Below are 26,241 nucleotides of genomic sequence, written 5' to 3' on the forward strand. Positions count from 1 at the left end.
TATAAAAATCCTAGATGTCATGATGGGAGCTTTACGGCTCCCAAAGCCATTATTCTTCGCTAAATAGGTCGCCACCGTGCATATCGATCATTTCCAACGCTTTACCGCCACCAAGGGCAACACAGGTTAGAGGATTATCGGCAACCACGACTGGTATTCCCGTTTCTTCGGTCAAGAGGCGGTCGATATCTTTGAGCAGCGCTCCACCACCGGTTAATACCATACCATTTTCTGAGATATCAGAAGCAAGCTCTGGCGGACACTGTTCAAGCGCAACCATCACCGCAGAAACAATACCGGAAAGCGGTTCTTGCAGTGCTTCTAAGATTTCATTGGAGTTAAGAGTAAAGCTACGAGGGACCCCTTCAGCAAGGTTACGACCACGAACTTCAATCTCCATCACTTCATCGCCGGGGTAAGCCGAGCCAATTTCATGTTTGATTTTCTCTGCGGTCGCTTCACCGATTAAGCTGCCGTAGTTACGACGCACATAATTGATGATCGCTTCATCAAAACGATCACCGCCGATACGCACAGAGGAAGAGTAAACCACACCGTTCAAGGAAATAACGGCAACTTCAGTCGTACCACCACCGATATCGACCACCATTGAACCCGTTGGTTCAGAAACACGCAGACCAGCACCGATGGCCGCCGCCATAGGCTCATCAATCAAATACACTTCACGCGCGCCAGCACCGAGTGCTGATTCACGAATCGCACGGCGTTCAACTTGGGTGGAGCCACAAGGTACACACACCAGAACGCGAGGGCTTGGTTTGAGTACACTGTTGTCATGCACCTGCTTGATGAAGTGTTGCAACATTTTTTCGGTCACGTAGAAATCCGCAATCACGCCGTCTTTCATAGGACGAATTGCAGAAATATTCCCCGGCGTACGACCAAGCATCTGCTTAGCGGCATGACCGACAGCAGCAACGCTTTTTCCACCACGACCTTTATCTTGGCGAATAGCAACAACGGAAGGCTCGTCGAGGACAATACCTTGTCCTTTAACGTATATAAGAGTATTGGCGGTACCTAAATCGATCGATAGATCGTTGGAAAACATGCCACGCAGTTTTTTGAACATATTCTTCGCTCGTCCTGCAAGAATTAGAAGATAGAAAATTGCACTAAATGTACCAATGCCTTGCGATCACAGCAAGGCGTTGACGCATAAACATGGACTGAAACACGCAATTTCTAACAGATTCCTAACTTAGGTAGAAAAATCTTCATGAATTTGTGTGAATTATCCGGTTAATTTTTTTCACGCCACCAGATTACCCGGTCGCTGCCTCGGTACAATCCAAACTGTACTCGGCCTGAGATACTATCATCCCAGGTTCCGCTTTGAGAATTATAACGGCGTAACCAAGGCAGCCCATGCTCTTCTAAATCGAGTAGCGCTTTGATCACACCGCGATTGCCTACCCCAGGCGCGGTATAGTCTAGCCTTCTCACCCCTTGATCTAAAGTCAATGGGCTTGTATCTGGCTGCATGGTTACGGTAACGGGAGGCTTAGATCCAGCTTGGTTAACACTAAAATCTTCCGATTCAAACTCAAAAACACTTAGCTGAGGTAACTCAGTACAGTTATCATGAGTGTTGGTCACAAATCCGGCTGAGGTATTATACTCACTGATGATTTTTTGCTGTAAGCCTTGTGTTTCAGGGCCATAGACATCTTCAATGGTTAAACGTCCCCAATACAGTGTCATGGTTTGGTCGATATTTTCAAAGGTATAATCTAAGCAAGGCTCTGAGTAAGACGTTCGATAACAAACATCATCACTATCTCTTAGGTCATTGACTGATAAGAGTAAGTTAAAGTCTGCATTAAACGGCACACTCAGATCCACTGGCTTTTGATAACGCAGTTGCTCGTTATTAAGGATCACACCACTAGTTGATGCTGCTTGACGCGTCACTGGTCCTATCAATTCGTTCGTAAAATCGATCGTGAGGCCATCAACAGCATCATTATAAGCTCTATCCGACCATTGGTTGTTATAACGCCACCAATCGCCAATTAAATAATTAAGCGTATCAGAACCACTACCTGATTTAGGCTGTAAATAGAGCCCGGGATTACTCGCATAAGAAAACGGTTGTCCTAAATAGGTAAAAGAGTTTTCACCACTGTTGCAAGCTGCTGCTAATGTAACCGTCATCGGTGAGACAGCAAAATAAGCTGGGATAAAGCGGCCTATCGGCCCTGTTGACGTCACAGCGATCGGCAAACCAGCTTCAATTAAATCGATGCCAAGATAAGAAGTCGGTGGCACTAATAAAAAATCAAACACACCAACTTCAGTCACACTCTGTTGAACGGTTGTAACCTCTCCCAGCTCATGATCGTAATTCAGTGTACCAATAGCACCAGCAGAACCACTAGCTGGCTCTCTCAGTACATGATCCAGAGTTATTGATTGCTGTTGGTAATTAGTTAAACCCAAATTATTGGTAAAATCATTATCTTCATTGGGCTCAGCCGCAACCGCTTTGATATTGAGATTAAAGTTTTCATCCGCCCTAGCAAAAATATCACAGCTAATATCGGCATTAGGACACGCTCCACTAACACCATAATAGCTAGTCGCGCTGAGCACTAAAGCACGAGGAACTCGTATAAAAGTCGTTTGACCTGTTAGTTGCAAATCCTGCTCATCACCACTTCCCGTTAAACGGGCATTCAAAGCAAGGCTACCAGCCTCACGATAGGATACGTTAATGCTCGCCTCACCATTTTGGTTGAAATTGAGCACCACTGGCATCGCAGTATTGGATGACTGCCCTACCGTCACACTATTCACACCAACCGATAAAGCGCTAAAACCTTGTCCCCCATTAGGGCTCAAGTAATCACTCCAAAAGGAAACGGGTTTCTGTACATTTTGAAAACTAGGCAAACACAGTTGTGAAGCGTTATCTTTTCGTACCGCTTTAATGGTCCCAGTTACCGATTGATTGGCGTAGGAATTGGGTACATCCAAAATGAAGCCACTGTCAGCAAAGTTCATCGTGCAGTTACTGGCCAAAAAGGGGCCAGCATTCCCATTGTGGCTGCATAAAGTGTTATTGAAAGACATAGCCGTGGGAACGGAACCAGAAACATCAACGGTGACATTACCTGCGCTGTTACGCCTAAGTTGGGTGTTACCAACCCCATTGCTAAATGAGATAGTTGAACCATTCACCCAACCACCCGTTGCACTAGGTAGAGAGTTAGGGACTAAATAAGCAATAACCGGATCGGTAAATAAGTTATTGCAATTTTCATCGGCACACGCCGTCACAGACACGTCAGAGGCTGCACAAGTTAAACCTTGTGCTGGCAAAGAGATGCGAAAGTGATTAATTTGCTCACCAACTGGACGAGAATTGAGCGCACAGACTTCGAAATTATCAATTTCATGGTTATTAGTCGAAGAGCCTGTAGAACCTGTGATGGACATAAACAGATCCGTAGGAACATTTTGTTGCGCCGCAAATGACATCACATTAACTGGCCCAATTAAAGTTTTCCAACTGTCAGTGCCAACTTTACGGCTTACGGTCACCAGCGACGTTGAAGCTTGAGTTGAGTCAATAACAATTCGGTAGCGGTGCTGAGGATTACCATTGGTATTGTCTACCCTCGGATTTAGGCAATCTCCATTGGTATTGGTTGTGCCGTTATTACACGTGCCTGCTAAATAGTTATAACCGCTATAGCCGGAACCAGAACCTCTTAATACAACAGCTTGCCGCCTGCGGCCTGGGCCATTCCCGCCACCTTCAATCGAATAATTACCATATTCATCCAATCCAATGCCTAACCAGCCGCCCGCAAATCCGGGTTTTTGCTCATTGACTTTATAACCAAAACCTAAAGGACCACCAAATGCTCCAACTTGAGGAGTGACAGAGGCATCAGAAAAAACAATCGCCACCCCATCAGCACCATTACCGCCATAGGCAAAATAGTCAAATTCAACCTCTACACGGTTCCCTGCCGCAGGGAAAATGCGTTGGAATGTTGAAGCGGTGGCTTGGTTTTGCACCGCTTGTGTTAATCGCATGCGATTATTGGTGATTGAAGGCGTAAAGTTACCACTGCTACTGAATACTCGCCACTGCTCATCCAATGGCTGACTTTGGAAATCATCGCTAAAACATTGCAGCCCTGAACTTTGGCACAGATGGCGTTCGTTATACAGATTGACAATCTGACTATCAGTGAGAGCTTTATTATAAATAGCCACTTCATCAAGCCTTCCGGAGAAAGTTCTGTTGTCGGAATTGTAATCTCGACCAATCTCCAAATTCACTGTATTGGTTTTGAGTGGTTGGTTATCGCTGTTTGTCGCCGCAACCACACCATTAATATAGATTTTTTGTCTCTCATTACTACTTGCTGAGCGGTTATAGCGAATGGTGATATGAGTCCAAGTATTTAGCGGAATAACATTGGATGTGGTTAATGTATTGGCACCGCCAGAACTTCTCTCCCAATACCAAAAAACTCGCCCTTGGCTATCAAGGTGGAATTCGTAGTTAGTATCTTTCGCCACTATGGTATGCAAGCCACCATTCGCCGGGCGACTGACGGGGTACACCCACGCAGATATCGTTAGCTGGTCCGAGAAGGATAACTGGCTATCATGAGCCACTTGTACATATTGGTTTTGGTTGGCAACAAACTCGCCATAACCACAAGTACCGTAATTATTAATATTGGCGGGTAGCGCCGGTGATTGAGAGCTGGTAAGCGCTCCATTCATTGCGCGGCCGTTAAGAGAAGAGCCAAACGCATTCTTGACTTCATTGAAAGCCCCACTCCATTGCACTTCATCAAAATGATAGCGCGCTACAGGGGAGGGATCACAAGCATTCAATGGATTAGATATGGGGGAACATGTACCAGTAATTGAACTATTGTTGACATTAACTTGGCCACCAGCATTATTAATTGCCGCATTAAAATCACCATAAGCCGTTGAGTCATTTAAGGTAATATCGTTAGAGGTAGTACTAATACTGACCTGAGAATCAGGCCTTCCTAGCTGGCTATTGTTTGCCGTGAAATGGCTTGCCCCTGATACTGAACCGGAAGTCATATCCACCGAATTAAACGTCACTGAGTTATTAGAGGTCATCGTAATATTACCGCTATACACACTTCCTGTAATGACAATGCCTGATTGTGCCGTAATATTACCAACCACGTTTGCTCCAGTAATAACAACCGTTCGATCATTACTGGTTAAATTACCCTGCACGCTACCACCGTTGATAGTGACGTTTCCTCCCGTCGTAACATTACCAATTAAATTGGTGTTATTGAAAGTTACGTTGCTGCTGTTGGCTGAAACATCCCCATAAATCGTATTTTGAGAGCCTTGGCTGGCTATCGCTCCGTAGTTCGCTTGCAGACTTATCCTATTTGATGCGTTACCCACTTGGTTATTAATCAAATAAAAACCGTCATTGGCGATCAGTGTTGAGTCAACATCGGCGACAATCACATCACCATCATTTAACGTCACTTGACCATTACCGCTACAGGTATAACTGTTGCCAGATTTTTGCCACGAGGTATTACAAGGAGGATATTGATTATTGGATAAATTATATTGTTGGGCACAAACCCCACCGCTCATGAGCAGTATGCTAATCAGCCATTTATAGTGGATCACTTTTCACCCCTACTTCAATAACTCGCTGCAACATCCAATCGCCAGACTGACAACGCCCGGTTGAAGTCAGTTGATAAACAGTGCGACCATCATCCATATCGCCCACTGAGTTACATTCAACTTGTGCGCTACATTGCGCTAATCCTTCACCTTCAAACGTGAGTGATTGTACAGAATGAGTATGGCAACTGCCGTCGGTTGTCGTTTGATAAAAACGACTCAGTTCAACGTTTATCGCCGATCGCGCCGCCATTTCGGCCCTTGTCCCTAACACCATCGAAACCAATTGCTGGCTATTGCGCTGTTGATTACGATTCGCGACCGATGCAACAAAGCCGACCACCACAATGATAAAGATGACCAATACTAAGCCGCTGCCTTGCTGTTTACGGCGTGTTGTAGATAAGCGCATCATGGTCAAACTTTACCTCCTCGCCGCGGTCGGAAAATGTCAGTTCAATTTTCACTAAGCCGTTGCGTTGTAGCTCTGGCTGCATGACGTGAAAGTTGGCTTGGCTAATGTTTTCAGCCATCAATACTGGAGTACCAAGCTGTGCAGGGCTGAGCGCACTGCGATTAAGCGCGTAATCCGCATAACGATAAATACGATTGTTCTGATAACAAAAAGCCACTGGCGTGCGATAAAAATAGACTCGCTTAGCTGGTGATTGAATTACAAACCCAGTCGGTTGTGTCAAGGCTACATCAACCATGATCGCGTCGTTGGGTGGCGTAAAATCAACATCTGCGTTTACTTGCGCTGTTTGCCCACTTGCATTTGGCGTTTGGCGTAGCGAAGCGGCGTTGGTTGGAAACACGACCAGACGATCGCCATTGAGTACCTTTTTGTCGATCGGCAATAAACGCACCGCAGCCGAAGGCGATTGCACGGTTGGCAGGTCGTTGTAGATCGCGCTGTCAGTGATCGGTAAAAACTCAATGCAACCATTTTCCACCATCACGCTGTTTGGTACCGCTTCACGCAGTTCTCGGCTCAGCCGCTCAGTAACAAAGCGCCCTTGTTGGCTCAAAGCTTCGCGGGCGGTGGTATCAACATAAATACCCATACTTTGGCGGATCACAGAGCCTAAAAATAGCCCGACTACCGACAACAGAATAATCGCAATCACCATTTCAATCAGGGTAAAACCACGCATCAGAAATTGCCCTTAATCGCCGCAAACGGGTAGCGATTGCCCTTCGGGTCAATGATCACCACAGATACCCGTTTATAGTGAGTCAGTTGGTTAGCGTTCACTCCGCTTAGTTGCCCACCATTGTCCTGCTCATAAAATACTTGAATCTCAACGTTATAACGTTGGTAATCAGCACTGATATCAATGCCTAATACATCTTTAACCGATCCCGTTAGGCCATGGAAATCATCCACATCGTTGTACAACGTATTATTGGTTTCACTAGGTTCTGGACCCAGTAGCGCTACAGATGTACACACTTCTCGTCCTAATGTTGTCACTAATACACACTCAGGCACTCCGCCATTGGGCCCGGAGTTTTGGTCAAAGGCTCGGCCCATTACTTCATCCATAACCGCGCGGCCTAACTCGGCGGCTTTTACTGCTAGCACCTGTTCAGCGCTTTGTTGCGAGCGAGGATAAAGCGCGGCCGTGATGCCTGTCATGGCTATTGCTGTCACTGTGATAACGATGATCATCTCAATGAGAGTAAACCCGCGCGGCGCGTTAACACGCATAAATGTACCCCTCGCTATTGATGCACACTTGGCGAGATTCACCCGATTGCAGATTATTTAAGGTAACAGTGCAGTTTGCCGTTAAGCACTGCGCGGCGCGACCTAAACTATCAAAATCTAAAAAATGGCTACCATCATTATTGGTTAACGTCAGGGTGATATCGTTCGCCGCCGCGTCAACAAAACTACTGTCGGTTGCAGGGTTAGGCAGTGAAGTGGTACAGACAGCAGAAGAAATAGTTTGAGGGAAAACTTGCTGCGCTTGATTATTGCTGACCAACCAGCGATTACAGAGGTCGGTGCGCTGCATGGCGCGGTTTTGGGTCAAACGCAGTGAGGCCAACACTTCGCTTTGTGTGGTCACGCTTGAAAAGCCAGACGTTCCAGAATAACGACTGGCGGCATAAGCAGATAGAATACCGAGCAAGAGAATAATGACGATCAGCTCGATTAAGGTAAAGCCCAATGTTCGACCAATGGATTGGCGCATCGCTGCCTCACGGAGTTGGAATCTTACGGAAAACGAAATTCCATTATAAATAACACTAATAAAGACAAGTGACTTAAACGGTCACCTGTCTTATCTACTCATAAACCGCATATTCTCTATTACTTAGCAACCAGAGAATACTTGGGTACTCGGAGCCGCTGATGAAGTCGCTTCTGTGTAAATTACATTACAGGCAGCGCTAGTTTCACCCCAGTTAGTGTTACCTTTGAATGAATAACGTATTGATGAAGTAGAGACAGCTGGCGACTGAGCCTCCCAGTCTGAATCAAGGCCAATAACGGCTCTACCAATCCCTTCAGGAGTTGCTGCTGGATAGCCATAAACAATCGCTATATTGCCATCTGTTAAGTTAGTACTAGCTGAAGTTTCTAAGCCAGCCAAAGCCGCCTTACCATATACAATTCCGCTCGCACCATCAATAGCGCCTTTCAATCCTTGCAAGGACGCTTTACGAGCATCTCCCTGAAAATTCAAAAAACGTGGCGCAGCGGTGACGGCGAGAATGCCAAGAATGACAATCACAACCACAAGTTCGATTAGGGTGAAACCGTTTTGTCTTTTCATAGTTACTTTCTCTCTATGTTTTAATCAATGCGCAGACTTACTGCAAAGTGACGGTCACACGACCAGTTTTTATCTCATACACAAACTGGTGCGCGGTTCCGCCCTCTTTTTGCACATAAGTACAAGTGGCTTGCCCGTCATCGGCTTGTGCTGAATATTTTACATTAGCGTTATTGGCTGCATTAGCGACTGTGTCAACTTTTGGTGGGTTTTGCAGCAAATTATCCATTAAATCAATACATGACTGATCCGTAATCGCCGCTGGATAACTGGTATTATCGGTATTGAGCGCCAACGGATAACCGTCCCTAAAACCTGTCGCGGCCCCGCTGCTATCTGTAGAGCGAGTCAGCCAGAAATTGACACCATCATAGTTGACGGTGTTTTGTTTTTCCGAGCCCAAAGTCACAGAGGTTCTTGCCTGAGCTTCCCACTGAGCACGCGCCGATAGAACACCAGTAGCAAAACCACCGGCAACCCCTTCGATGCTGGCTTTTTTCGCTTCATCGGTGACATCTAAAAAGCGGGGTAGCGCTGCAACGGCCAATAAGCCGACAACCACAATCACTACGACTAATTCAACTAAGGAAAAGCCCGTTTGTTTGTTATCCATGCTCTACCTATCTCTTTGTTATTACCGTGTATTATACGCACTTGTTCTCGCATCGCTACGGGGCGAGTGCCCATTTCACTGCTTATGTCGAAAACTCATGCTGAAAAATCGACGCTTACTGTAAACTTATCCCTTAAAAGTTCAATGGTTATCACCTGTTTTTGACTGTAAACATAGCGACATTGATACTGATTTACTTGATGTGCCGACTCAATTGAAATCACTTTGCTTTCAAGCAGTTGTTCATCTGGGTATAGCAGGCTTAACCAATAACGACAATCTATACTTGATTCATTTTCAGCTAATGGTAATACCCAGCCCGTTGCGCTCATATTGAGTAATCGACCATTCGCGATTAAAGTTGAGGGCCGCCCCTTTAATAACCAATCTTGCTTATAAAAATTGGCACTTTCTACGATTTTACTGCTCGCCACCGCTAATGCAGTTTGATTGGCTTCTTTTTCTATCGACTGCCATGCTGATAGCAAAGCCATCAAAAGAACAAAGACAATCAACCCCCAAATTACGAACTGAGAACGCTCTATCGCCGTTTTCATCTGACAACCTTTATCCTTTGATCGCGTCGAGCATTCCCCACATTGGCAAAAAGATGCCAAGTGCCAGCACCAACACCATAGCGGCGACAATCACCAATAAAATCGGCTCTATACGCGCGGTGAGGGTTTTGAGATCGTAATCCACCTCTCTATCATAGAAATCCGCGACTTCAAGTAGCAACTCATCAATGCGCCCTGTCTCTTCACCCACCGAAATCATCTGAATAACTAATGGCGTAAAAATATTGGCGTTTACCGCGGTGGTGGATACGCTTGTTCCCGCTTCAATGGCAGCTTTCATTTCTAACAGGCGAGATTCTAGAAATTTGTTATCCAACGCTTCGGCAGATAATGCTATCGATTGGTTTAACGGCACCCCCGCTTTCAACATCAAGGCAAAAGTTCGAGAAAAACGCGCCAATTGCGCTCGGTTCACTATGCCGCCGACAATAGGCATTCTTAAGCGAAACTTATCCCACTTTTGACGCCCTGCGGCTGTGCTCAACCAAGCTCTGAAAGCAAATAAACACCCAAGCAATACGCCTATCATCATCGGCCAGTAGTTGACAAAGAAATCTGACATACCAATTAAAATGCGAGTTGGCAGCGGTAAATCAACCCCGAAACGGCTAAACATGCTAGTAAATTGTGGGATCACTTTAACGTTGAGAATGAACATCGCGACCAAAATAAAGCTGATAACAAAACTCGGATAACGCATCGCCGTTTTAATCCGTTTACGAGTTTCGACTTCTTGCTCGTAGTAATGAGACAATTGCAGCAAGGCTTCATCAAGCCGCCCTGTGTTCTCACCGACGTGGATCATCGACACAAACAACGGGCTAAAGACTTTCGGGTACATCTGCATTGAGCTCGATAAACTGCGCCCGTTGGTTAGCTCATTACTAACCGCTTCCAATGCTTCTTTAAGCTGTTTATTAGCACAATTTTGGATAAGTCCTTTCATCGAGCGCAGCAGCGGCACTCCCGCCTTGGTCAAGCTGTAAAGCTGACGACAGAAGATCACCAACACCTCAAGTGGCACACTTGGGGTAAACAGCGATTTCCAATCAATCGAGAAATCAGCCCCTTGGTCTGACGAAATTAAGGTCGGAATCACGCCTTTGTTAAATAGCGCTTCCGCCGCGAGCTCTTCCGTCGGCGCATCAACATGCCCCGAGGTTTTGCTACCATCTAAATTTCGACCCTGATAACGATACGTTGGCATGAGTAACCTTAACTATAGATAGATGGCTTGAATGATGCCGGATGAATCACCTTCACCTAAGCTCATCACTTCATCTAAACTGACAACCCCTTGTAGCGCCAACTCCATCGCCGAAGCTAGCAGCGGTTTGTACTGCTTCGACTGACGAGCGGCTTTCGCAAAACTAACCGCATCGTTGGCGCGCAGCGCATCCATCATCTCGTGTTCAAGTTCGAGCATTTCAAAAACCCCAATTCGCCCACGGTACCCCGTCAAATTGCAGTTCTGGCACCCACGCCCACGTGTAAAAGCCGCTTCAACTTGATTTGGGAAACGCACCGTCAGCCACTGTTTGCGCGCTTCATCAACCTCATCCACCGCTTTACAATCGGGGCACACTTTACGCACTAAACGTTGGGCAACCACCGCCCGCACGGCGCTGGCCACTAAATAACCCGGCGCGCCCATGTCCATCATGCGCAAGGCGCTATCAACGGCATCATTGGTGTGTAAGGTGCTCAACACTAAGTGGCCGGTTAAGGCCGCGCGCAAACCAATTTCAACGGTTTCTTGATCGCGCATCTCCCCGACTAGAATAATGTCCGGGTCTTGACGCAAAAAGGTTCTCAGCACCGTTGAGAAATCAAGGTCAATTTTAGGGTTGATCTGCACTTGGCTGATGCGTGGCAATCGGTACTCAACCGGGTCCTCGGCAGTAATGATTTTTTTACCGGGAACATTGAGCTCTGATAACGCGCCGTATAGCGTCGTCGTTTTCCCTGAGCCGGTTGGGCCGGTCACTAAGATCATGCCGTGTGGACGTTTAAGTTGATGACGTAAACGCTGTAAAATATCGTCAGGAATACCTGACTCTTCCAGTTTACGAACTCCGGATGATTGGTTGAGTAAACGCATCACCACCGACTCACCGTATTGTACTGGCATGGTCGACATACGAATATCGACCGATTGGCCTTTGGCTCGGATATTAAAACGGCCATCTTGTGGGAGGCGTTTTTCTGAGATATCAAGATTGGCCATCAATTTTAAACGCAGCACTAAAGCCGAAGCGATGTTGGTTTCATTGAGTAGGGTTTCGTGTAATACCCCATCAATCCGCTGGCGTAAACGCAATACGTTAGCATCAGGTTCGATATGAATATCAGACGCCCCGACCTGAATCGCATCTTCAAATAGAGAGTTGATGAGCTTAACAACGGTCACTTCATCGCTATCATCATCACCGATATCGAAATCAAAGGCGGTATTGCCTTGGTGTTCCAGTTGTAGCTGCTCGGCAAAGGACGCAATTTCTTTGGTGCGGCGATAGTAACGATCAAACCCTTCAACCAATTGTTTTTCTGGAGCAATAACAAATTCAAAACTGTATTGGGGTAATTGAGTAAGCAGAGATTCTTGAGCAAACAGATCCGCCGGATCACTCATTGCGATGCGCAGCGTGTCGCCATTTTTGCCAATGATTAAGGCGCGTAAACGGCGTGCATGTACTTCCGGGAGGAGCTGCACTGCATCAATATCGACATTGGCTCGGCTGAGATCAATCAGCGGCAGCGAAAGTTGCTGCGATAAGAAGCTCAGCATCTGCTGCTCTGACAAAAAGCCGAGTTCGATCAGCGTGTCACCCAGTTTACGTCCACTGCGCTTTTGCGCAGCGAGCGCTTGTTCCACTTGATTTTCAGTGATGATCCCTTCTTCAACCAGCAGATCACCTAAGCGTTTTCGTAGCTTAATTTGCACTCGCACTCTCCTCTAAACTGCTTAGTACGACTAGGCGATCACGAATAAACAGTTGTGACTGACTCGAGAGGCCAACTTTCGCAAGCGCTTGTTGGTAGGTATATTTGGCCGCCTGAAAATCCATCGTGCGCTCTTGTGCTATCGCAAGCCCTAACCACCAGCGTGCGTTCTCAGCATCAAGCTTGACTAAGCGTTGATAGCTTTCTAATGCGAGTGAATCTTGCTTGGCTTTTTGTGCCAAGGCTGCTCTTAGCGAGAGATAATCGATCGAAGCATTGTCAGGTAAATGAACTAGAGGGGTTAACGCCGCTTCACTCTGCTTCTCTTTAATCAGCAATTTAGCTAACGCGATCCGCAAACTTTCTCCGTTATGATTGAGCTTTATACCGCTTTGTAAAATTTCAAAAGCTTTGCGCGCATCACCTTTGCCGTAATAGAGCGCGGATAATTTTTGACGGGCGAGTTCATTTTCTGGGGTAAAGCGTAGCACTTCACTGTACGCATCCAGTGCCTCTTTGAGCTCATTGCTGTCCACGGCTTTATCAGCGCGGCTCATTGCTTTTACCGCCAGTTGCTCTGGCGTCAAATCCACTTGTTCAATCAAAACACTTGAGATTTCTTGGTCACTTTCAGCACCGAGCGTGACCGCACGGTTAGAATACAACGGCTTTTGATTGGCTAAGGCCGAATCCTGTTTAACCGTCACTGTGGGCGTTGCTGAATTTGACGTTTTTTTGTCTACTGCAACAACGGCAGTTTGGTAAACGGGACGGTGAACCGGAACAATTTTGGTGGTCGGAGAAACAAGCGCAGGCGAAGAGCTTCGCTCATCAACCTCTAACAACAGGCTCTCAGGTTCATTCACTATCGCTTGATTGGCCAGTGTCTGACTGACCACTGTTTGACTGACCACTGTTTGGCTGACCATAGTTTGGTCAACCGCAGCTTGGTTAACCGCAACTTGGTCAACCATAGCTTGCTGCTGTGACACCGCCCATCCACCGACTGCTAAGCTGGCAGCAAACCCGGCTACCATCCACAACCAAGCGCGGCTGCGTTTTACTTTCGCAACTTGCGCTGGTTGCAAGTTCACCACTGATTGGCGTTGCGCTTGTGCCAGTTTTGATAGTGCATCGTTCATTGCACTCATGATTAACTCCATCCCCACATAAAAGGGCGTTTAAACTTAGGCTTACAGGTATCAAACGTATCGTGAATCGCTGTAAATAGGTGCTGATTGCGAATCGTGCTGTCGTTTTGCGTAAAAGCCAGCAACAGAGCTTTGTGACACACTTGGTTAATCAAACGAGGGGTGCCATAACTGGCTCGCCACAACGCTTTTTTCTGTTCAAGATTAAACAGTTGCGCATCGCCTCCGGCTTTGCTCAAGCGGTTCTCGATATAAGCGACTGTTTCATCTAAAGAGAGCGGCCGCAGATAAGCGCTAAAAGTAATTCGTTGGCGAAATTGGCGCAGATGGTGCTGCGCTAAACGCTCATCGAGCTCTGGTTGGCCGATCAACACCAGTTGCAACAACTTTGTGTATTCTGTTTCTAAATTGCCGAATAAACGCAGCACTTCCAATGCATCGTCTGGTAACGCTTGTGCTTCATCAACAATCGCGACTACTCGTTTCCCCTGCTGCTTTAGCACAATCAATTGTTGCTGAATACGATCAACAATATCCGCATTATCTTGCTTACTAAGGCCTAGTTCGCTGGCGACAGCTTGGCGAAGTTCTCGACCATTAAGCGCTGGGTTGGGTAAGTAAATCAGTGCAATATGATCATGTAAATGATTGATCAACATACGACACACCATGGTTTTTCCGGTTCCGACTTCTCCGGTTATCTTGATCACCCCTTCGCCTAAATCAATGGCAGCACTCACTGTCTGAATCGCCTCGTAATGTGGCGCTAAGCCTAAAAACAGTGATGTATTAGGCGTGAGATGAAAAGGCAGTTGCTCAAAACCAAAGTGCTCAAGATACATGATGTTTATTCTTCGTCTGGGAACCACTCCTGTAGTAGTTCACGCGAGCGTTCGAGCTCTTTTTGCCACGTATTAACACCCACAACCGTTGGTTTCAGCAAAATCACCAATTCGGTTTTTTCAGTCAGCTCAGAGGTGTTACGAAACAGATACCCTAAACCGGGTAAATCCCCCAAAAAAGGGACTTTAGATACTTGATTGGAGGTGTTGGATTTCATTAATCCACCAATCACCACCACGTCACCATCTTGTGCGCGGATCACCGAGTCTGATTCACGGATCGTACTGCGCGCTAATGGCAACACAATTTGGTTGCCTGCATATTCAATTTGTTTCGTCTGCTCGTCGACTTCAATCACAGCGGGGTGCACGTGCAATAGCACATTGCCTTGGTCATCAATTTGTGGCGTCACGTCAAGCGAGATACCCGAGAAAAAAGGCGTTAGTTGGATATCTGGTGCAACATTGGAGTTATCGCCATTACCAACCACACCCGTTACGTCAGTGACATAGTATTCATCGGTGCCGACTTTGATCACCGCTTTTTGGTTGTTAGCAGCGGTAACTCTTGGGCTGGATAGGACATTCAAATCACCCTGAGTTCCCATAAAATTAAGCACCGCTTCAAAACTACCATCTGAAATGGTGACATTGGTTTGGCCTTGCAGCAGAGTGCCAATCGCATCCATCCCCGGCAGTAACGAAGCCGCACTACCGACCTTATTAATCACAACATCACCATTGCCAAAGGACATATTTGACCAATTGATCCCTTGCTGGTAACCATCGCTCAAGGTGACTTCTAAAATTTTTGCTTCAAGGATCACTTGTCGCTGTAGACGTTGCTGAGAAATGCCAAGGAAGTTACGCACTTCGCGAATTTCATCTGGGTAGGCTCGAACAGTGATTACGCTCGCTTGTGGCGTGACAACAACGCCTTGACCTTTGCCCGAGCCAATCAGCTGTGCAACGGCTTTTTCAAGCTGCGGCCAGAAATCGCTTTCACTGGTGGTTTCAATTTCCGTTCCACCTTTAGAATTACTGGATGAGTTACTCGAATTGGAATTAGTACTGGAATTTGAGCTAGAACTACTCGAGGAACTAGAACCGGTATCCGTATTAGTGATCGTACCGGTGGTGATGGAAGTTAAAGAACGGCCCGTACGTTTAAGTTGTAAATAATCGACCGGGATAGTCACCGTACGCAGGCCTGATGGGTAAACCTGAATCACTTTACCCTTTTTAATAATTTCATAGCCATACATGTCACGAACGACGGCCAATACATCATCCAAAGTCACGTCGGTTAGATTTACCGTTACACTTCCAGTAACTTCAGGGTGGATGGCGGCACTAAACTCAGTTCCTTTCACTAAACTGGCAAAAAATACCCTTGCATCCACATTATCAGCTTGGATACGAAAGCGTTTAACCGTTTCTTGACTGCGCGCTGTGATTCCCTCAATGTCAGGCATCAAGTCAGCTTCTACGGAGGCCGGTAGAACGGCTAGATTTCGGCTGTTGGCTTCATTAATCGCCTGATTTAAAGACTGTTTCATCTCAACTGGATCGCGATGTCCCATAGAACAGCCCATTAAGGATACGATGACTACGCCTAATACGATTTTACGCATACGATTTCTATACCTTACTGCTTGATGTCCAGAGAAAAGAGGCTTAAATCCCACATCTTTCCTCTGCGAGAAAGGGTCACTTGCTGTGGCTCAATGGCTTCTACTGTGTAGCCAAATAGCGACTCTCCGATGCCAACCACTTGATCGTTAAGCACTGCCACACAAGGTATGGTTTGTTGGCATACAATACTTTGCAACCTAGGTAGCGGGTAACTCTCTATCTTATTGACAGGTGATGCGCTCTCACTCGCCCAACCTAATGGCGCGGTAGGATCTTGCGCTGCCCAACTACTGCATACAACACACATCAACAGCAGTGAAAAAACGGATCTAACCACCAATAAACTCCTGTCTAATGCCTAATGTGTACACTTCCATAATGACTCTGGCTTGGGGGTAATTTTCTACCTTGTATTGGAAATGACGCCAATAATACTTCATCGGTAAACTTTCTAAATTGGTCAAATAATTCAATATCGCGAAGTAATTACCGGTGAACTCCAATCTCACAGGATGAACATAATAGCCTGAATATTCAGATGATTGGTTGTTATTTGCAATCGGCTCTGCTGCTAATGACTCCATGGAGACCAACGTCAACTCTGGGCTGGTTGCCAAAACACTTTCAAGCAATTGCGCCATCTTCGCGGGTGTAATCAGTGAATCAACCAATGCTGCCAACTCAAACGAGAGAGTTTGGCTCTGCGCCATTAACTGTTTGAATTCTAGATTGATCTCTTGATTCGGATCTTTATTAAGCTTAGCAGTCAATAACAGAATTTCACCTTGCATTCGCTGGTTCATCTGCTCAACAGACTGAAGCTGTAACCGATTAGCCGCCACCGATTTCATCGCGGGTTCAAGTAACAAGCTAAACAAGAGCAGTGTAATCACCACTAAGCCACACAGGGCGATCAACATTTTTTCACGCGAACTGATGGCTAAGAATTTGTTGCTGATGCTCTGCCAATTCATTGGCTATCCTCCGCTTTAGTTTTAAGCTCAAAGATGAGAATGCCTTGCTCATTGCGCGCAATTTTTAACTTTTCAAAACCACGTCCCACTAGGTTCAGTTCGCTTTTAAACTGACTTAACCAGTTTGGAATATCTTTCGCCTCTCTAGCCAAGCCTTGCAAATCGAGCTGCTCATGATGGATGGTAATGGTCGTTAATGAAATATCATCACGGCTGAGTGTGGCTAGCGAACGCATGACTCCTGAGTAACCGACCTGTTGTGATTGATCAAACTCATTAATCGAATCCAATGTGGCTTGTTTGCCCTTAATTTGCTGCTTCAAACGCTCAATCGCCGCCATTTTTTCAACCGATGGCTTATGCTTATCAACTTTCTGTTTGGTCGTTTCTAATTCAGCAGCAAGGACTTTATTTTGCGCTTGTTTAGCTTGTAGCTGCTGTTTCAATTGACTATTTTGCCATTGATAACTGGCATAGGCCAATAGCATCACTAAAGCGACAATGCCCCAAATCGCGCAGACCATGGACAGTGAAAAATACTCTTTCTTCGGCTTAAGATGCGCCGGGTATAAGTTGAGCATTGAATCGTCAATGCGAGTCACTTGCTCCACCAGCAGATGAGCCGAACTCGGTAACCGCTCATCAAGCAGGGAAACTTTGACATTTAGGCGTTCATTTAATGCATCGACCAACTCTTGCTGCGCTTCTTCATCACACAGCACTTTTAGCTGATGTAATGAGGCCCCTTTAAGCTGCGAGGAAAGGTAATCGATCGAACGTTGCAGTTCTAACGCTAAGCCATCGAGCTGTAAAACCGAGCTGGCGACACCAGTAATGGGAGAGACAACACCTCTCATTGTGCGTTGAAAACAGCATTTTTGGTCCACAAATGCGTCAAACTTAAAACTGCTGTTTTTACTGCGCTGTAGCAGCAAAAAATGCTCAAGATCACCGGCACTTCTCGCCCACACTTCATCTTCGGGAATGACTTTGCCTAACTCTAAACCCATCGCACTCAGTTGCGACGCCACTTCCAATACCGTGCGTTTTGAGACCACGTAGGCTTGAATTTTATTATCTGCGGGTAACGGAAAAGCATCAGCGATGATGTCAGTGACTTTCTCTGTCACCAGATCTTTCAATAAAAATGGCAGGGCGACTGACCACTCTTCTTTGGGTAACTGCGGTTTTTCTATTTGATAAGTTTGATAAAAATGAGCATGGAGGACAAGGTTAATTACCGTGCCCTTGATGTTGAGCGGTTTGAGTGCGTGAAAGAGTACCTGTTGCCACGTTGCACCATCAAGCGGGATCTCTGTCGGCAAAGTCGCATCATCCAAAGCCGAGAAATAGAGAGCATCAGGTCTTACGACAACGAACAATTGCCGCAACGTCGCTTTAGATGGTTTTAATTTATCAATCAGTGACTGAAGATTCATATAGGTTCGCTTTTATTTTTTACGCCAACGATTTCTTCGCCCTAAGGTCACGCTAGGGCTAATTATTTTCTCAGGTAACAAAGGCTGTTCTTCTTCAAACAGTCGGCCTTGCCCACCATGAATGCCTAGGTTTTTTAGCGTTTGCCACTCTTGCTCTGTTTCGACACCGACCGCAATAACTTGAGTCTGAGTACCGCCACAAGCACCGATCATGCTACGAACAAACAGCTGATTTTCATGCCGTTGGTCTATTTTCTTCATCAAACTGCGGTGTAACTTAAGGAAATCAATCTTAAGATCTTTTATGTAGTGAGTGCTGACAATGGTTCTGCCCGCCTGCCCTACGATTACCTTAGCACCGAGGCCGGAGATCATCTTAATAACGGGGCGCATATAATCGAGATGTTGCACTAATCGGCCTTCAGGAAACTCAAAGGAGAGCTGCGATCGGCTACTCGAGGTAAGTTGCAACAATTCATGCCGGAACCACTTAAAATACTGCTTATCGGCGAATGGAATCACATGCAAGTTCACTGACACATTGACCTTAACTTCAGAGCTTTTAAGCAAACGAACGACTTTAAGCAATACGGCTCGATCCATTACCATTTCATAACCCACCGTTTCTAAGGCTGAATGAAAGCGAGAGGCTTTTATAACACCTTGTTCTGGATCATCAATACGCGCAAACAACTCATCGTGCAGCCATACTAAATCATTCGTCTTTTCAAGCAAATAGCAAGGTTGACGGAATAAAATTATTTTCTCAGGCGTCAGCACCTGATCAAACAAAGTTCGCCAACGCACACTGCCGCGTTCCTCTTGGAAAAAAGTACTCTTTTTAAAGCGGCTCCACGTATTCACTCGCTGTAACTGAGCACTTTTTAAGGCCGTTTCTGCCTCATCCAACACTCGACCACGCCGCTCGCCTTCGCTGTACATACTGATACCTATATGGCACCAGTTTTCTTTATCGAGCGGCTCAGGAGGCGATATGCGCGCTAAAAGCTTCAAACATTGTGTAGCAATAGAAGCGACCTCTTTTACCCCTTGGTGCGGCACAAAAATGGCAAAATCGGTATCGTAATAGCGAGATAAAATCACATCTGGGTAACGCTGTATGACGTTGGAGATGTTCTCCCCGACTTCCACAACGAGATCATCCGCTGCTTTTTTATCATTTTCTTCGCACAGAGAATCCCAATCATCGATACGCACTAACAAAACGCCACCACGCGCGCCATTCTCTAACAAGGCTGATTCCAATTTGCTATCAAAAAGGACACGGTTGGCCGTACCCGTCAACTTATCTAAGAAGGTTTGGGTCCGGATAAAAGTATCAAAGCGGCTACGCTCTTGACGAGCATCTTGCAGCTCATCAATCAGGACATCAAGCGCCTCACTCGCCGTATAAGGCCACTCGCGGTGATCACCTTTGGCGTACTGCTCCACTCGACCGGCGAGAATCATTCGCCCTCGCTCCTCCAACAATTCAGATCCAAGCAATTGCTCTTTAAGCCACTTTACCCCACGAATCAAACAAAACACGATGAGACCAACTGCCAACGTAATAGACCACATGGCACCCAATGAGTAGCTATAACTGAGATAAGGCGGAACGGCTTTAAAGCTGATGCTGTAGCCTGGATTACGTTCAAGGATAATATCAATATGGTACAAACGGGCAGGGTCGACTTTGGACGAGGTATCTTTAAAACGGTAAATAACGCCAGCTGGTGAAGAGAGCTGCATTTCAACAATGCTACTGGCTTGCAACATTTTGGGCATCCAACGTTGCAATGAATAAGCGGCATCAGGATCTTCTATTTCTTTATCGACTACCTCCACAATTCCTGCTAGGTAGTGATTGAGATATTCTTGTCCAAGCCGTTGAAAAGACAAAGTTCCACCAATAAACAAAATGAACATTGCACTGGTTACGATGAGCGTAACAAAAGCTACTAACCGAGTACTCAGTTTCAGTGTTGGTGTATACCGCATGAATGCTGAATTCCTTTTCAACGTAAACTTTGTCGATCACTAAGCTGTGCTGACAAATAAGAAAATGCTAATAGTGATAACTATATAAAAAAGCCGCGGTTTTCGCGGCTTTTTTCGACATTCGAACGTTTAGAACGGGATGTCGTCATCAAAATCCATTGGTGGTTCATTATACTGAGGTTGAGCCTGTTGAGGAGCTGATTGCTGTTGCTGTGGTTGCTTTTGCATCGCTGGCTGCTGAGGTTGCCCCCATCCGCCACCTTGTTGCTGTTGTTGTGGCATTCCACCTTGCGCTGGAGCACCACCTTGAGCACGGCCACCCAACATTTGCATCACACCATTAAAACCTTGTACGACAACTTCGGTGGTATAACGATCTTGTCCGCTTTGATCTTGCCACTTACGAGTTTGTAGCTGACCTTCAATGTACACTTGTGAACCTTTACGTAAGTATTCACCAGCCACTTCGGCTAATTTGCCAAACAGCGCAACACGGTGCCATTCGGTTTTTTCGCGTTGCTCGCCAGTTGCTTTATCACGCCATGAATCTGACGTTGCAATGGTGATATTTGCCACAGCAGCGCCACCAGGCATATAACGAATTTCTGGGTCGTTACCTAGGTTACCCACTAAAATAACTTTATTTACTCCACGGCTTGCCATGTTTTGCTCCGTCTTCCATCATGAGTGTTCTTTAAATAGCTGACTAGGATACCACGCTTTATGCGAGGCACAAATCTTCACAGAAATAGTTGTCAAAATTCATCTCACAATCTTGCTCAATTTCCTATTTTTTAGAACCACTACCTCTAATTTAAGGATGACAAAACACTCAGTTACCTTACCATATGAAACTAAGCGCAATTTTATTTATCTCGTTGGCTTTATAACCTAATTTCCGTCATTTTCTAGACAGTTGTCTAACATTCTCGTCAACAGGAAGTGACCATGAGAAAAGCAAACTATACCCGCACCATTTACTTTCTTTGCTTAGATAAAGAGCAAGAACACCCTTATATTGACCATTTAACCGATCGGCTTGGACTGCCCATTCCGAAAATTGAGCCTGAAATCCTGCGCCAAACGTATTGTCCAGATAAACACAAAATATTGATGATTGACCATGCCGATTATGCGCTACTGCAGCAACGCTTGGGAAACTGCCCATTAAGCAGTCAGCATCATGAAACGATCCTTATCAATGTGTTGCAAAGATTAACCACGAATGACTTATTAACCTTTGGCCATTTAAAGGGGCTATTTTATAAAAATGACACCCTAGATAAAATTGCATTTGGGCTTGGTGAAATCATTAACGGACAAAATTGGCTACCCAGACACGCTGTAAGCCAGTTACTGCACTACTATCGCTACGCGTTTGAATCCCACACTGCTCAAGTGATTACAGACTTAACCGCCCGCGAAATACAGATCCTCCGCTGCTTACAAACTGGCGCATCGAATAACCAAATGTCGGAAGATTTATTCATCAGTGAATTCACGGTCAAATCACATCTCTACCAAATATTCAAAAAGCTATCGGTCAAAAATAGGGTCCAAGCGATTGCGTGGGCCAATCAAAATATTCTGTCTTAATTATGTGCTTTCACGCAGAATTTAACTGAGTTCACCGCTTTAGTGGTGATAGCGTTTCATAAAGCATGATAAGGTTGCGCCATCAATTAACAATTCAAATAAAAATAAGGTTATAGCATGATCAAAAAATGCCTATTCCCAGCCGCTGGCTACGGTACACGTTTTCTTCCAGCGACCAAATCAATGCCTAAAGAGATGATGCCAGTCGTCAATAAACCCTTGATCGAATATGGTGTTGAAGAGGCGATTCAAGCTGGAATGACCGGGATGTGTATTGTGACTGGGCGTGGAAAACACTCGATCATGGATCACTTCGATAAAAACTATGAGCTAGAGCATCAAATTAGTGGCACCAACAAAGAAGAGCTACTGGTTGATATTCGTGAAATCATTGATACCGCCAACTTCACCTACATTCGTCAACGTGAAATGAAAGGTTTAGGCCATGCGATTTTAACGGGTCGAGAGTTAGTCGGCGATGAACCTTTTGCGGTGGTGCTGGCCGATGACTTATGTGTCAATCAAGAAAAAGGGGTTTTGGCACAAATGGTCGCTCTGTATAAACAGTTCCGCTGCTCAATTGTTGCCGTTCAAGAAGTGCCTGAAAATGAAACACATAAATACGGTGTTATTTCCGGTGAAATGATCAAAGACGATCTGTTCCGAGTGGATGACATGGTTGAAAAACCAGAACCAGGCACCGCACCAAGCAATTTAGCCATCATTGGCCGCTACATTTTAACCCCAGATATTTTTGATCTGATTGAGCAAACCGAGCCGGGTAAAGGTGGCGAAATTCAAATTACCGACGCGCTACTCAAACAAGCGCAATCAGGCTGTGTATTGGCGTATAAATTCAAAGGCCAACGCTTTGACTGTGGTAGCGTAGAAGGCTATATCGAAGCCACTAACTACTGCTTTGAAAACATGTACAAAAAGAACGAACAAAAAGTCGCGTTGGATAAACATTCGACTCATAAAGCTTAAGTAACCGAATGCGTTAGTCACCTAGCGCCTCCCCAATAAAAACCACGGCAAGTCCCGTGGTTTTTATTTACTGTTTTTTTATCCAGTACCTATTTGCACAAAACTCACACTATGCAATACTTGCTTAACTTGTGTTACATAGAGCCTAGATGATGGACAAAATTGAAGTTAGGGGCGCTCGAACCCACAACCTGAAAAATATCAACCTGACCATTCCACGCGATAAACTAACGGTGATTACAGGGCTATCAGGCTCGGGGAAGTCGTCTCTCGCCTTTGATACACTCTACGCAGAGGGCCAACGGCGCTATGTTGAATCGCTGTCTGCCTATGCACGCCAATTTTTATCTTTGATGGAAAAACCGGATGTTGACCATATTGAAGGTCTTTCACCGGCTATCTCTATTGAACAAAAATCAACCTCGCATAACCCTCGTTCTACGGTTGGCACCATTACCGAAGTTTATGACTACTTGCGTCTGCTTTATGCGCGAGTCGGTGAGCCGCGTTGCCCTGAGCACAAAGTTCCACTTCGCGCTCAAACCATCAGCCAGATGGTTGATAAGGTATTGGAGTTAGCTGAAGGTTCAAAACTGATGCTGCTTGCACCGATTGTGAAAGAGCGCAAAGGTGAACACGTTAAGACGCTGGAAAACTTGGCCGCGCAAGGTTTTATCCGCGCCCGCATTGATGGTGAAACGTGCGATCTGACTGATCCACCAACCCTTGAGCTGCACAAAAAGCACACCATTGAAGTGGTGGTTGATCGCTTTAAAGTTCGTCCTGACCTACAGCAGCGCCTAGCCGAATCCTTTGAGACAGCGCTCGAGTTGTCAGGCGGTATTGCTGTGGTTACTGATATGGATGGTGAAGGCGAACAGATTGTATTCTCAGCCAATTTTGCTTGTCCACACTGTGGCTACAGTATGCAGGAGTTAGAGCCTCGGCTGTTCTCATTTAATAACCCAGCGGGCGCATGCCACACCTGTGATGGTTTAGGCGTACAACAATATTTTGACCCTGAACGCGTTATCCAAGATAGCCAACTCAGCCTCGCGCAAGGAGCGATTCGTGGCTGGGATCAGAAAAATTACTACTACTTCCAGATGCTCACGTCACTCGCTGCGCATTATGATTTTGATTTACACACCCCATTTAACAAACTGCCTAAAAAGGTTCAGGAAATCATCTTGAAAGGCTCGGGGAAAACTGAGATTGAGTTTAACTACATTAATGACCGTGGTGATATTCGGGTTAAACGCCATCCGTTTGAAGGCATTCTCAATACACTTGAACGTCGTTATCGCGATACAGAATCTAACTCTGTCCGTGAAGATTTGGTGAAATACATCTCGACCAAACCTTGTACCAGTTGTAATGGCACCCGTTTACGCATCGAAGCTCGCAACGTATTTATCAATGACACCGCGCTCCCGGAAGTGGTGGAACTGAGCATTGCCGATGCCTTGCAATTTTTCCAATCTCTTGATTTAGAAGGCCAACGAGCACAAATTGCTGAAAAAGTAATGAAAGAGATCAATGACCGTTTGCATTTCCTCGTCAACGTTGGGTTGAATTATCTCAACCTTTCTCGGAGTGCTGAAACCCTATCAGGAGGCGAAGCACAACGGATTCGCTTAGCGAGCCAAATTGGCGCTGGACTCGTTGGGGTAATGTACGTCTTAGATGAGCCATCGATTGGGCTCCACCAGCGTGATAACGAACGGCTATTAAAAACGCTCACGCATTTGCGCGATCTAGGCAACACGGTATTAGTTGTAGAGCATGACGAAGACGCGATTCGTATGGCCGATCATGTAATTGATATTGGCCCCGGCGCTGGTGTGCATGGTGGGCAGGTCGTCGCAGAAGGGAATGTGAATGACATAATTTCCAACCCTAATTCGCTCACAGGACAGTACCTGAGCGGCGCGAAAAAAATTGCGATTCCTACCGTGCGTACCCCGAGAGATCCCAAGAAAACGGTGGAGCTTATCGGTGCGTCGGGTAACAACCTCAAGACGGTTGATTTATCGATTCCTGTTGGCTTATTTAGCTGCGTAACAGGGGTTTCAGGCTCCGGTAAATCAACCTTAATTAATGATACCTTTTTTAAAATTGCTCATACGGCCTTAAATGGAGCCACCACAGCAACGCCTGCTCCATATCAAAAAATCAAAGGGTTAGAGCATTTTGATAAGGTCATCGACATTGACCAGAGCCCGATAGGCCGAACTCCCCGTTCAAACCCAGCCACCTATACAGGCATTTTCACACCGATCCGCGAGCTATTCTCGGGCACTCAAGAGTCTCGCTCTCGGGGCTATAAACCGGGTCGTTTTAGCTTTAACGTACGTGGTGGACGCTGCGAAGCATGCCAAGGTGATGGTGTGATTAAGGTTGAAATGCACTTTTTACCCGATGTTTACGTGCCATGCGATGTGTGTAAGGGCAAACGCTATAATCGTGAAACATTGGAAGTCCGCTACAAAGGCAAAGCGATTGATGAAGTGTTGGAGATGACCGTCGAAGATGCTTACGTTTTTTTTGAGCCCGTACCGATGATCGCTCGCAAACTCAAGACTTTGATTGACGTGGGTTTATCCTACATACGCCTCGGACAAGCGGCGACGACATTGTCAGGGGGCGAAGCTCAACGCGTCAAACTGGCTCGTGAACTATCAAAACGCGATACAGGAAAAACCTTGTACATTTTGGATGAGCCAACGACTGGCTTACACTTCCATGATATCCAACAGCTCTTGACCGTACTGCATCGCCTACGCGACCACGGCAATACCGTGGTAGTGATTGAACACAACTTAGATGTGATTAAAACCGCAGACTGGGTGATCGACTTAGGGCCAGAAGGTGGACAAGGCGGCGGCGAAATTATTGCTCAAGGAACGCCCGAAGATGTGGCGCAGATCGAAGGTTCACACACAGCACGCTTTCTTAAGCCTATGTTGAAATAGAAAAAAACGGTAAAGTAAAGAAACCAGCAAGTA

The 26,241-nt window shown here is 45.9% G+C and carries 22 protein-coding genes; 3 read left to right on the forward strand and 19 right to left on the reverse strand.

Features of this window, described 5'->3' with window-relative positions:
* Positions 1-49: 49 nt before the first annotated feature.
* The 19 genes from DD616_RS16005 to DD616_RS16095 all read right to left on the reverse strand — a co-directional run bounded on the left by DD616_RS16005 (position 50) and on the right by DD616_RS16095 (position 21,313).
* Positions 50-1,093 (reverse strand): rod shape-determining protein, encoded by a 1,044-nt coding sequence (locus tag DD616_RS16005; protein WP_013857874.1) that lies wholly within the window; start codon positions 1,091-1,093, stop codon positions 50-52.
* Between the two features lie 170 nt (positions 1,094-1,263).
* Positions 1,264-5,685, reverse strand: a complete 4,422-nt coding sequence (locus tag DD616_RS16010; protein ID WP_208871913.1) for a DUF6701 domain-containing protein — start codon at positions 5,683-5,685, stop codon at positions 1,264-1,266.
* A complete protein-coding gene (locus DD616_RS16015; protein WP_208871914.1) occupies positions 5,672-6,100 on the reverse strand; it encodes an MSHA biogenesis protein MshP in 429 nt (142 codons plus the stop codon). Before DD616_RS16015 ends, DD616_RS16010 begins: the two co-directional genes overlap by 14 nt.
* Positions 6,072-6,842, reverse strand: a complete 771-nt coding sequence (locus DD616_RS16020) for a PilW family protein (protein ID WP_208871915.1) — start codon at positions 6,840-6,842, stop codon at positions 6,072-6,074. Before DD616_RS16020 ends, DD616_RS16015 begins: the two co-directional genes overlap by 29 nt.
* On the reverse strand, positions 6,842-7,399 hold the full coding sequence (locus DD616_RS16025; protein WP_176430163.1) for a type IV pilus modification PilV family protein: 558 nt from the start codon (positions 7,397-7,399) through the stop codon (positions 6,842-6,844). Before DD616_RS16025 ends, DD616_RS16020 begins: the two co-directional genes overlap by 1 nt.
* Complete coding sequence (locus tag DD616_RS16030; RefSeq protein ID WP_208871916.1) at positions 7,389-7,889, reverse strand: prepilin-type N-terminal cleavage/methylation domain-containing protein; 501 nt, start codon at positions 7,887-7,889, stop codon at positions 7,389-7,391. The genes DD616_RS16025 and DD616_RS16030 overlap by 11 nt, the downstream gene beginning before the upstream one ends.
* Before the next feature lie 123 nt (positions 7,890-8,012).
* Entirely contained in the window at positions 8,013-8,474 is a 462-nt protein-coding gene (locus DD616_RS16035; protein WP_094123566.1) for a type II secretion system protein, read from the reverse strand.
* 37 nt (positions 8,475-8,511) lie between these two features.
* The gene (locus DD616_RS16040; RefSeq protein WP_013857881.1) at positions 8,512-9,087 is read right to left on the reverse strand and encodes a prepilin-type N-terminal cleavage/methylation domain-containing protein; all 576 of its coding nucleotides are present in this window, start codon (positions 9,085-9,087) and stop codon (positions 8,512-8,514) included.
* Positions 9,088-9,182: 95 nt separating this feature from the next.
* Positions 9,183-9,644: a hypothetical protein gene (locus DD616_RS16045; RefSeq protein WP_013857882.1), complete on the reverse strand. Its 462-nt coding sequence runs from the start codon at positions 9,642-9,644 to the stop codon at positions 9,183-9,185.
* Between the two features lie 10 nt (positions 9,645-9,654).
* Positions 9,655-10,872 carry a type II secretion system F family protein gene (locus DD616_RS16050; RefSeq protein ID WP_013857883.1) on the reverse strand — a complete coding sequence of 406 codons (1,218 nt, stop codon included), beginning with the start codon at positions 10,870-10,872 and terminating at the stop codon, positions 9,655-9,657.
* A 12-nt stretch (positions 10,873-10,884) separates the two neighbouring features.
* Positions 10,885-12,609: an MSHA fimbrial ATPase MshE gene (gene mshE, locus DD616_RS16055; protein WP_088720765.1), complete on the reverse strand. Its 1,725-nt coding sequence runs from the start codon at positions 12,607-12,609 to the stop codon at positions 10,885-10,887.
* On the reverse strand, positions 12,599-13,759 hold the full coding sequence (locus tag DD616_RS16060) for a tetratricopeptide repeat protein (protein ID WP_094147153.1): 1,161 nt from the start codon (positions 13,757-13,759) through the stop codon (positions 12,599-12,601). Before DD616_RS16060 ends, mshE begins: the two co-directional genes overlap by 11 nt.
* 2 nt (positions 13,760-13,761) lie before the next feature.
* A complete protein-coding gene (locus DD616_RS16065; RefSeq protein ID WP_166538096.1) occupies positions 13,762-14,601 on the reverse strand; it encodes an ExeA family protein in 840 nt (279 codons plus the stop codon).
* A gap of 5 nt (positions 14,602-14,606) precedes the next feature.
* Positions 14,607-16,235 (reverse strand): pilus (MSHA type) biogenesis protein MshL, encoded by a 1,629-nt coding sequence (mshL, locus tag DD616_RS16070; RefSeq protein ID WP_094147155.1) that lies wholly within the window; start codon positions 16,233-16,235, stop codon positions 14,607-14,609.
* Positions 16,236-16,249: 14 nt separating this feature from the next.
* On the reverse strand, positions 16,250-16,576 hold the full coding sequence (locus DD616_RS16075) for an MSHA biogenesis protein MshK (RefSeq protein ID WP_017047101.1): 327 nt from the start codon (positions 16,574-16,576) through the stop codon (positions 16,250-16,252).
* Complete coding sequence (locus DD616_RS16080) at positions 16,566-17,210, reverse strand: type II secretion system protein GspM (protein WP_208871917.1); 645 nt, start codon at positions 17,208-17,210, stop codon at positions 16,566-16,568. Before DD616_RS16080 ends, DD616_RS16075 begins: the two co-directional genes overlap by 11 nt.
* Entirely contained in the window at positions 17,207-18,649 is a 1,443-nt protein-coding gene (locus tag DD616_RS16085; protein ID WP_115339467.1) for an MSHA biogenesis protein MshI, read from the reverse strand. The genes DD616_RS16080 and DD616_RS16085 overlap by 4 nt, the downstream gene beginning before the upstream one ends.
* 12 nt (positions 18,650-18,661) lie before the next feature.
* Positions 18,662-20,650, reverse strand: coding sequence for an RNase E specificity factor CsrD (gene csrD, locus DD616_RS16090; protein ID WP_088731573.1), 1,989 nt, complete (start codon positions 20,648-20,650; stop codon positions 18,662-18,664).
* Between the two features lie 129 nt (positions 20,651-20,779).
* Positions 20,780-21,313: a single-stranded DNA-binding protein gene (locus tag DD616_RS16095; protein ID WP_013857892.1), complete on the reverse strand. Its 534-nt coding sequence runs from the start codon at positions 21,311-21,313 to the stop codon at positions 20,780-20,782.
* Positions 21,314-21,598: 285 nt separating this feature from the next.
* Here DD616_RS16095 and DD616_RS16100 point away from each other — a divergent pair, with 285 nt between their 5' ends.
* The 3 genes from DD616_RS16100 (at position 21,599) to uvrA (ending at position 26,208) form a co-directional block, all read left to right on the forward strand.
* Positions 21,599-22,246, forward strand: coding sequence for a LuxR C-terminal-related transcriptional regulator (locus DD616_RS16100; RefSeq protein ID WP_026027842.1), 648 nt, complete (start codon positions 21,599-21,601; stop codon positions 22,244-22,246).
* Between the two features lie 117 nt (positions 22,247-22,363).
* On the forward strand, positions 22,364-23,233 hold the full coding sequence (gene galU / locus DD616_RS16105; protein WP_013857894.1) for a UTP--glucose-1-phosphate uridylyltransferase GalU: 870 nt from the start codon (positions 22,364-22,366) through the stop codon (positions 23,231-23,233).
* Positions 23,234-23,385: 152 nt separating this feature from the next.
* The gene (gene uvrA / locus DD616_RS16110; RefSeq protein ID WP_208872337.1) at positions 23,386-26,208 is read left to right on the forward strand and encodes an excinuclease ABC subunit UvrA; all 2,823 of its coding nucleotides are present in this window, start codon (positions 23,386-23,388) and stop codon (positions 26,206-26,208) included.
* Positions 26,209-26,241 lie beyond the last annotated feature (33 nt).

The organism is Vibrio anguillarum (assembly GCF_003390515.1).
GTDB lineage: Bacteria > Pseudomonadota > Gammaproteobacteria > Enterobacterales > Vibrionaceae > Vibrio > Vibrio anguillarum.

Coding starts and splice junctions, on each gene's coding strand:
- DD616_RS16005 (WP_013857874.1), bottom strand. CDS start 1,093: ATGTTCAAAAAACTGCGTGGCATGTTTTCCAACGATCTATCGATCGAT.
- DD616_RS16015 (WP_208871914.1), bottom strand. CDS start 6,100: ATGATGCGCTTATCTACAACACGCCGTAAACAGCAAGGCAGCGGCTTA.
- DD616_RS16020 (WP_208871915.1), bottom strand. CDS start 6,842: ATGCGTGGTTTTACCCTGATTGAAATGGTGATTGCGATTATTCTGTTG.
- DD616_RS16025 (WP_176430163.1), bottom strand. CDS start 7,399: ATGCGTGTTAACGCGCCGCGCGGGTTTACTCTCATTGAGATGATCATC.
- DD616_RS16030 (WP_208871916.1), bottom strand. CDS start 7,889: ATGCGCCAATCCATTGGTCGAACATTGGGCTTTACCTTAATCGAGCTG.
- DD616_RS16035 (WP_094123566.1), bottom strand. CDS start 8,474: ATGAAAAGACAAAACGGTTTCACCCTAATCGAACTTGTGGTTGTGATT.
- DD616_RS16040 (WP_013857881.1), bottom strand. CDS start 9,087: ATGGATAACAAACAAACGGGCTTTTCCTTAGTTGAATTAGTCGTAGTG.
- DD616_RS16045 (WP_013857882.1), bottom strand. CDS start 9,644: ATGAAAACGGCGATAGAGCGTTCTCAGTTCGTAATTTGGGGGTTGATT.
- DD616_RS16050 (WP_013857883.1), bottom strand. CDS start 10,872: ATGCCAACGTATCGTTATCAGGGTCGAAATTTAGATGGTAGCAAAACC.
- DD616_RS16060 (WP_094147153.1), bottom strand. CDS start 13,759: ATGAGTGCAATGAACGATGCACTATCAAAACTGGCACAAGCGCAACGC.
- DD616_RS16065 (WP_166538096.1), bottom strand. CDS start 14,601: ATGTATCTTGAGCACTTTGGTTTTGAGCAACTGCCTTTTCATCTCACG.
- mshL (WP_094147155.1), bottom strand. CDS start 16,235: ATGCGTAAAATCGTATTAGGCGTAGTCATCGTATCCTTAATGGGCTGT.
- DD616_RS16080 (WP_208871917.1), bottom strand. CDS start 17,210: ATGAATTGGCAGAGCATCAGCAACAAATTCTTAGCCATCAGTTCGCGT.
- DD616_RS16085 (WP_115339467.1), bottom strand. CDS start 18,649: ATGAATCTTCAGTCACTGATTGATAAATTAAAACCATCTAAAGCGACG.
- csrD (WP_088731573.1), bottom strand. CDS start 20,650: ATGCGGTATACACCAACACTGAAACTGAGTACTCGGTTAGTAGCTTTT.
- DD616_RS16095 (WP_013857892.1), bottom strand. CDS start 21,313: ATGGCAAGCCGTGGAGTAAATAAAGTTATTTTAGTGGGTAACCTAGGT.
- DD616_RS16100 (WP_026027842.1), top strand. CDS start 21,599: ATGAGAAAAGCAAACTATACCCGCACCATTTACTTTCTTTGCTTAGAT.
- galU (WP_013857894.1), top strand. CDS start 22,364: ATGATCAAAAAATGCCTATTCCCAGCCGCTGGCTACGGTACACGTTTT.
- uvrA (WP_208872337.1), top strand. CDS start 23,386: ATGGACAAAATTGAAGTTAGGGGCGCTCGAACCCACAACCTGAAAAAT.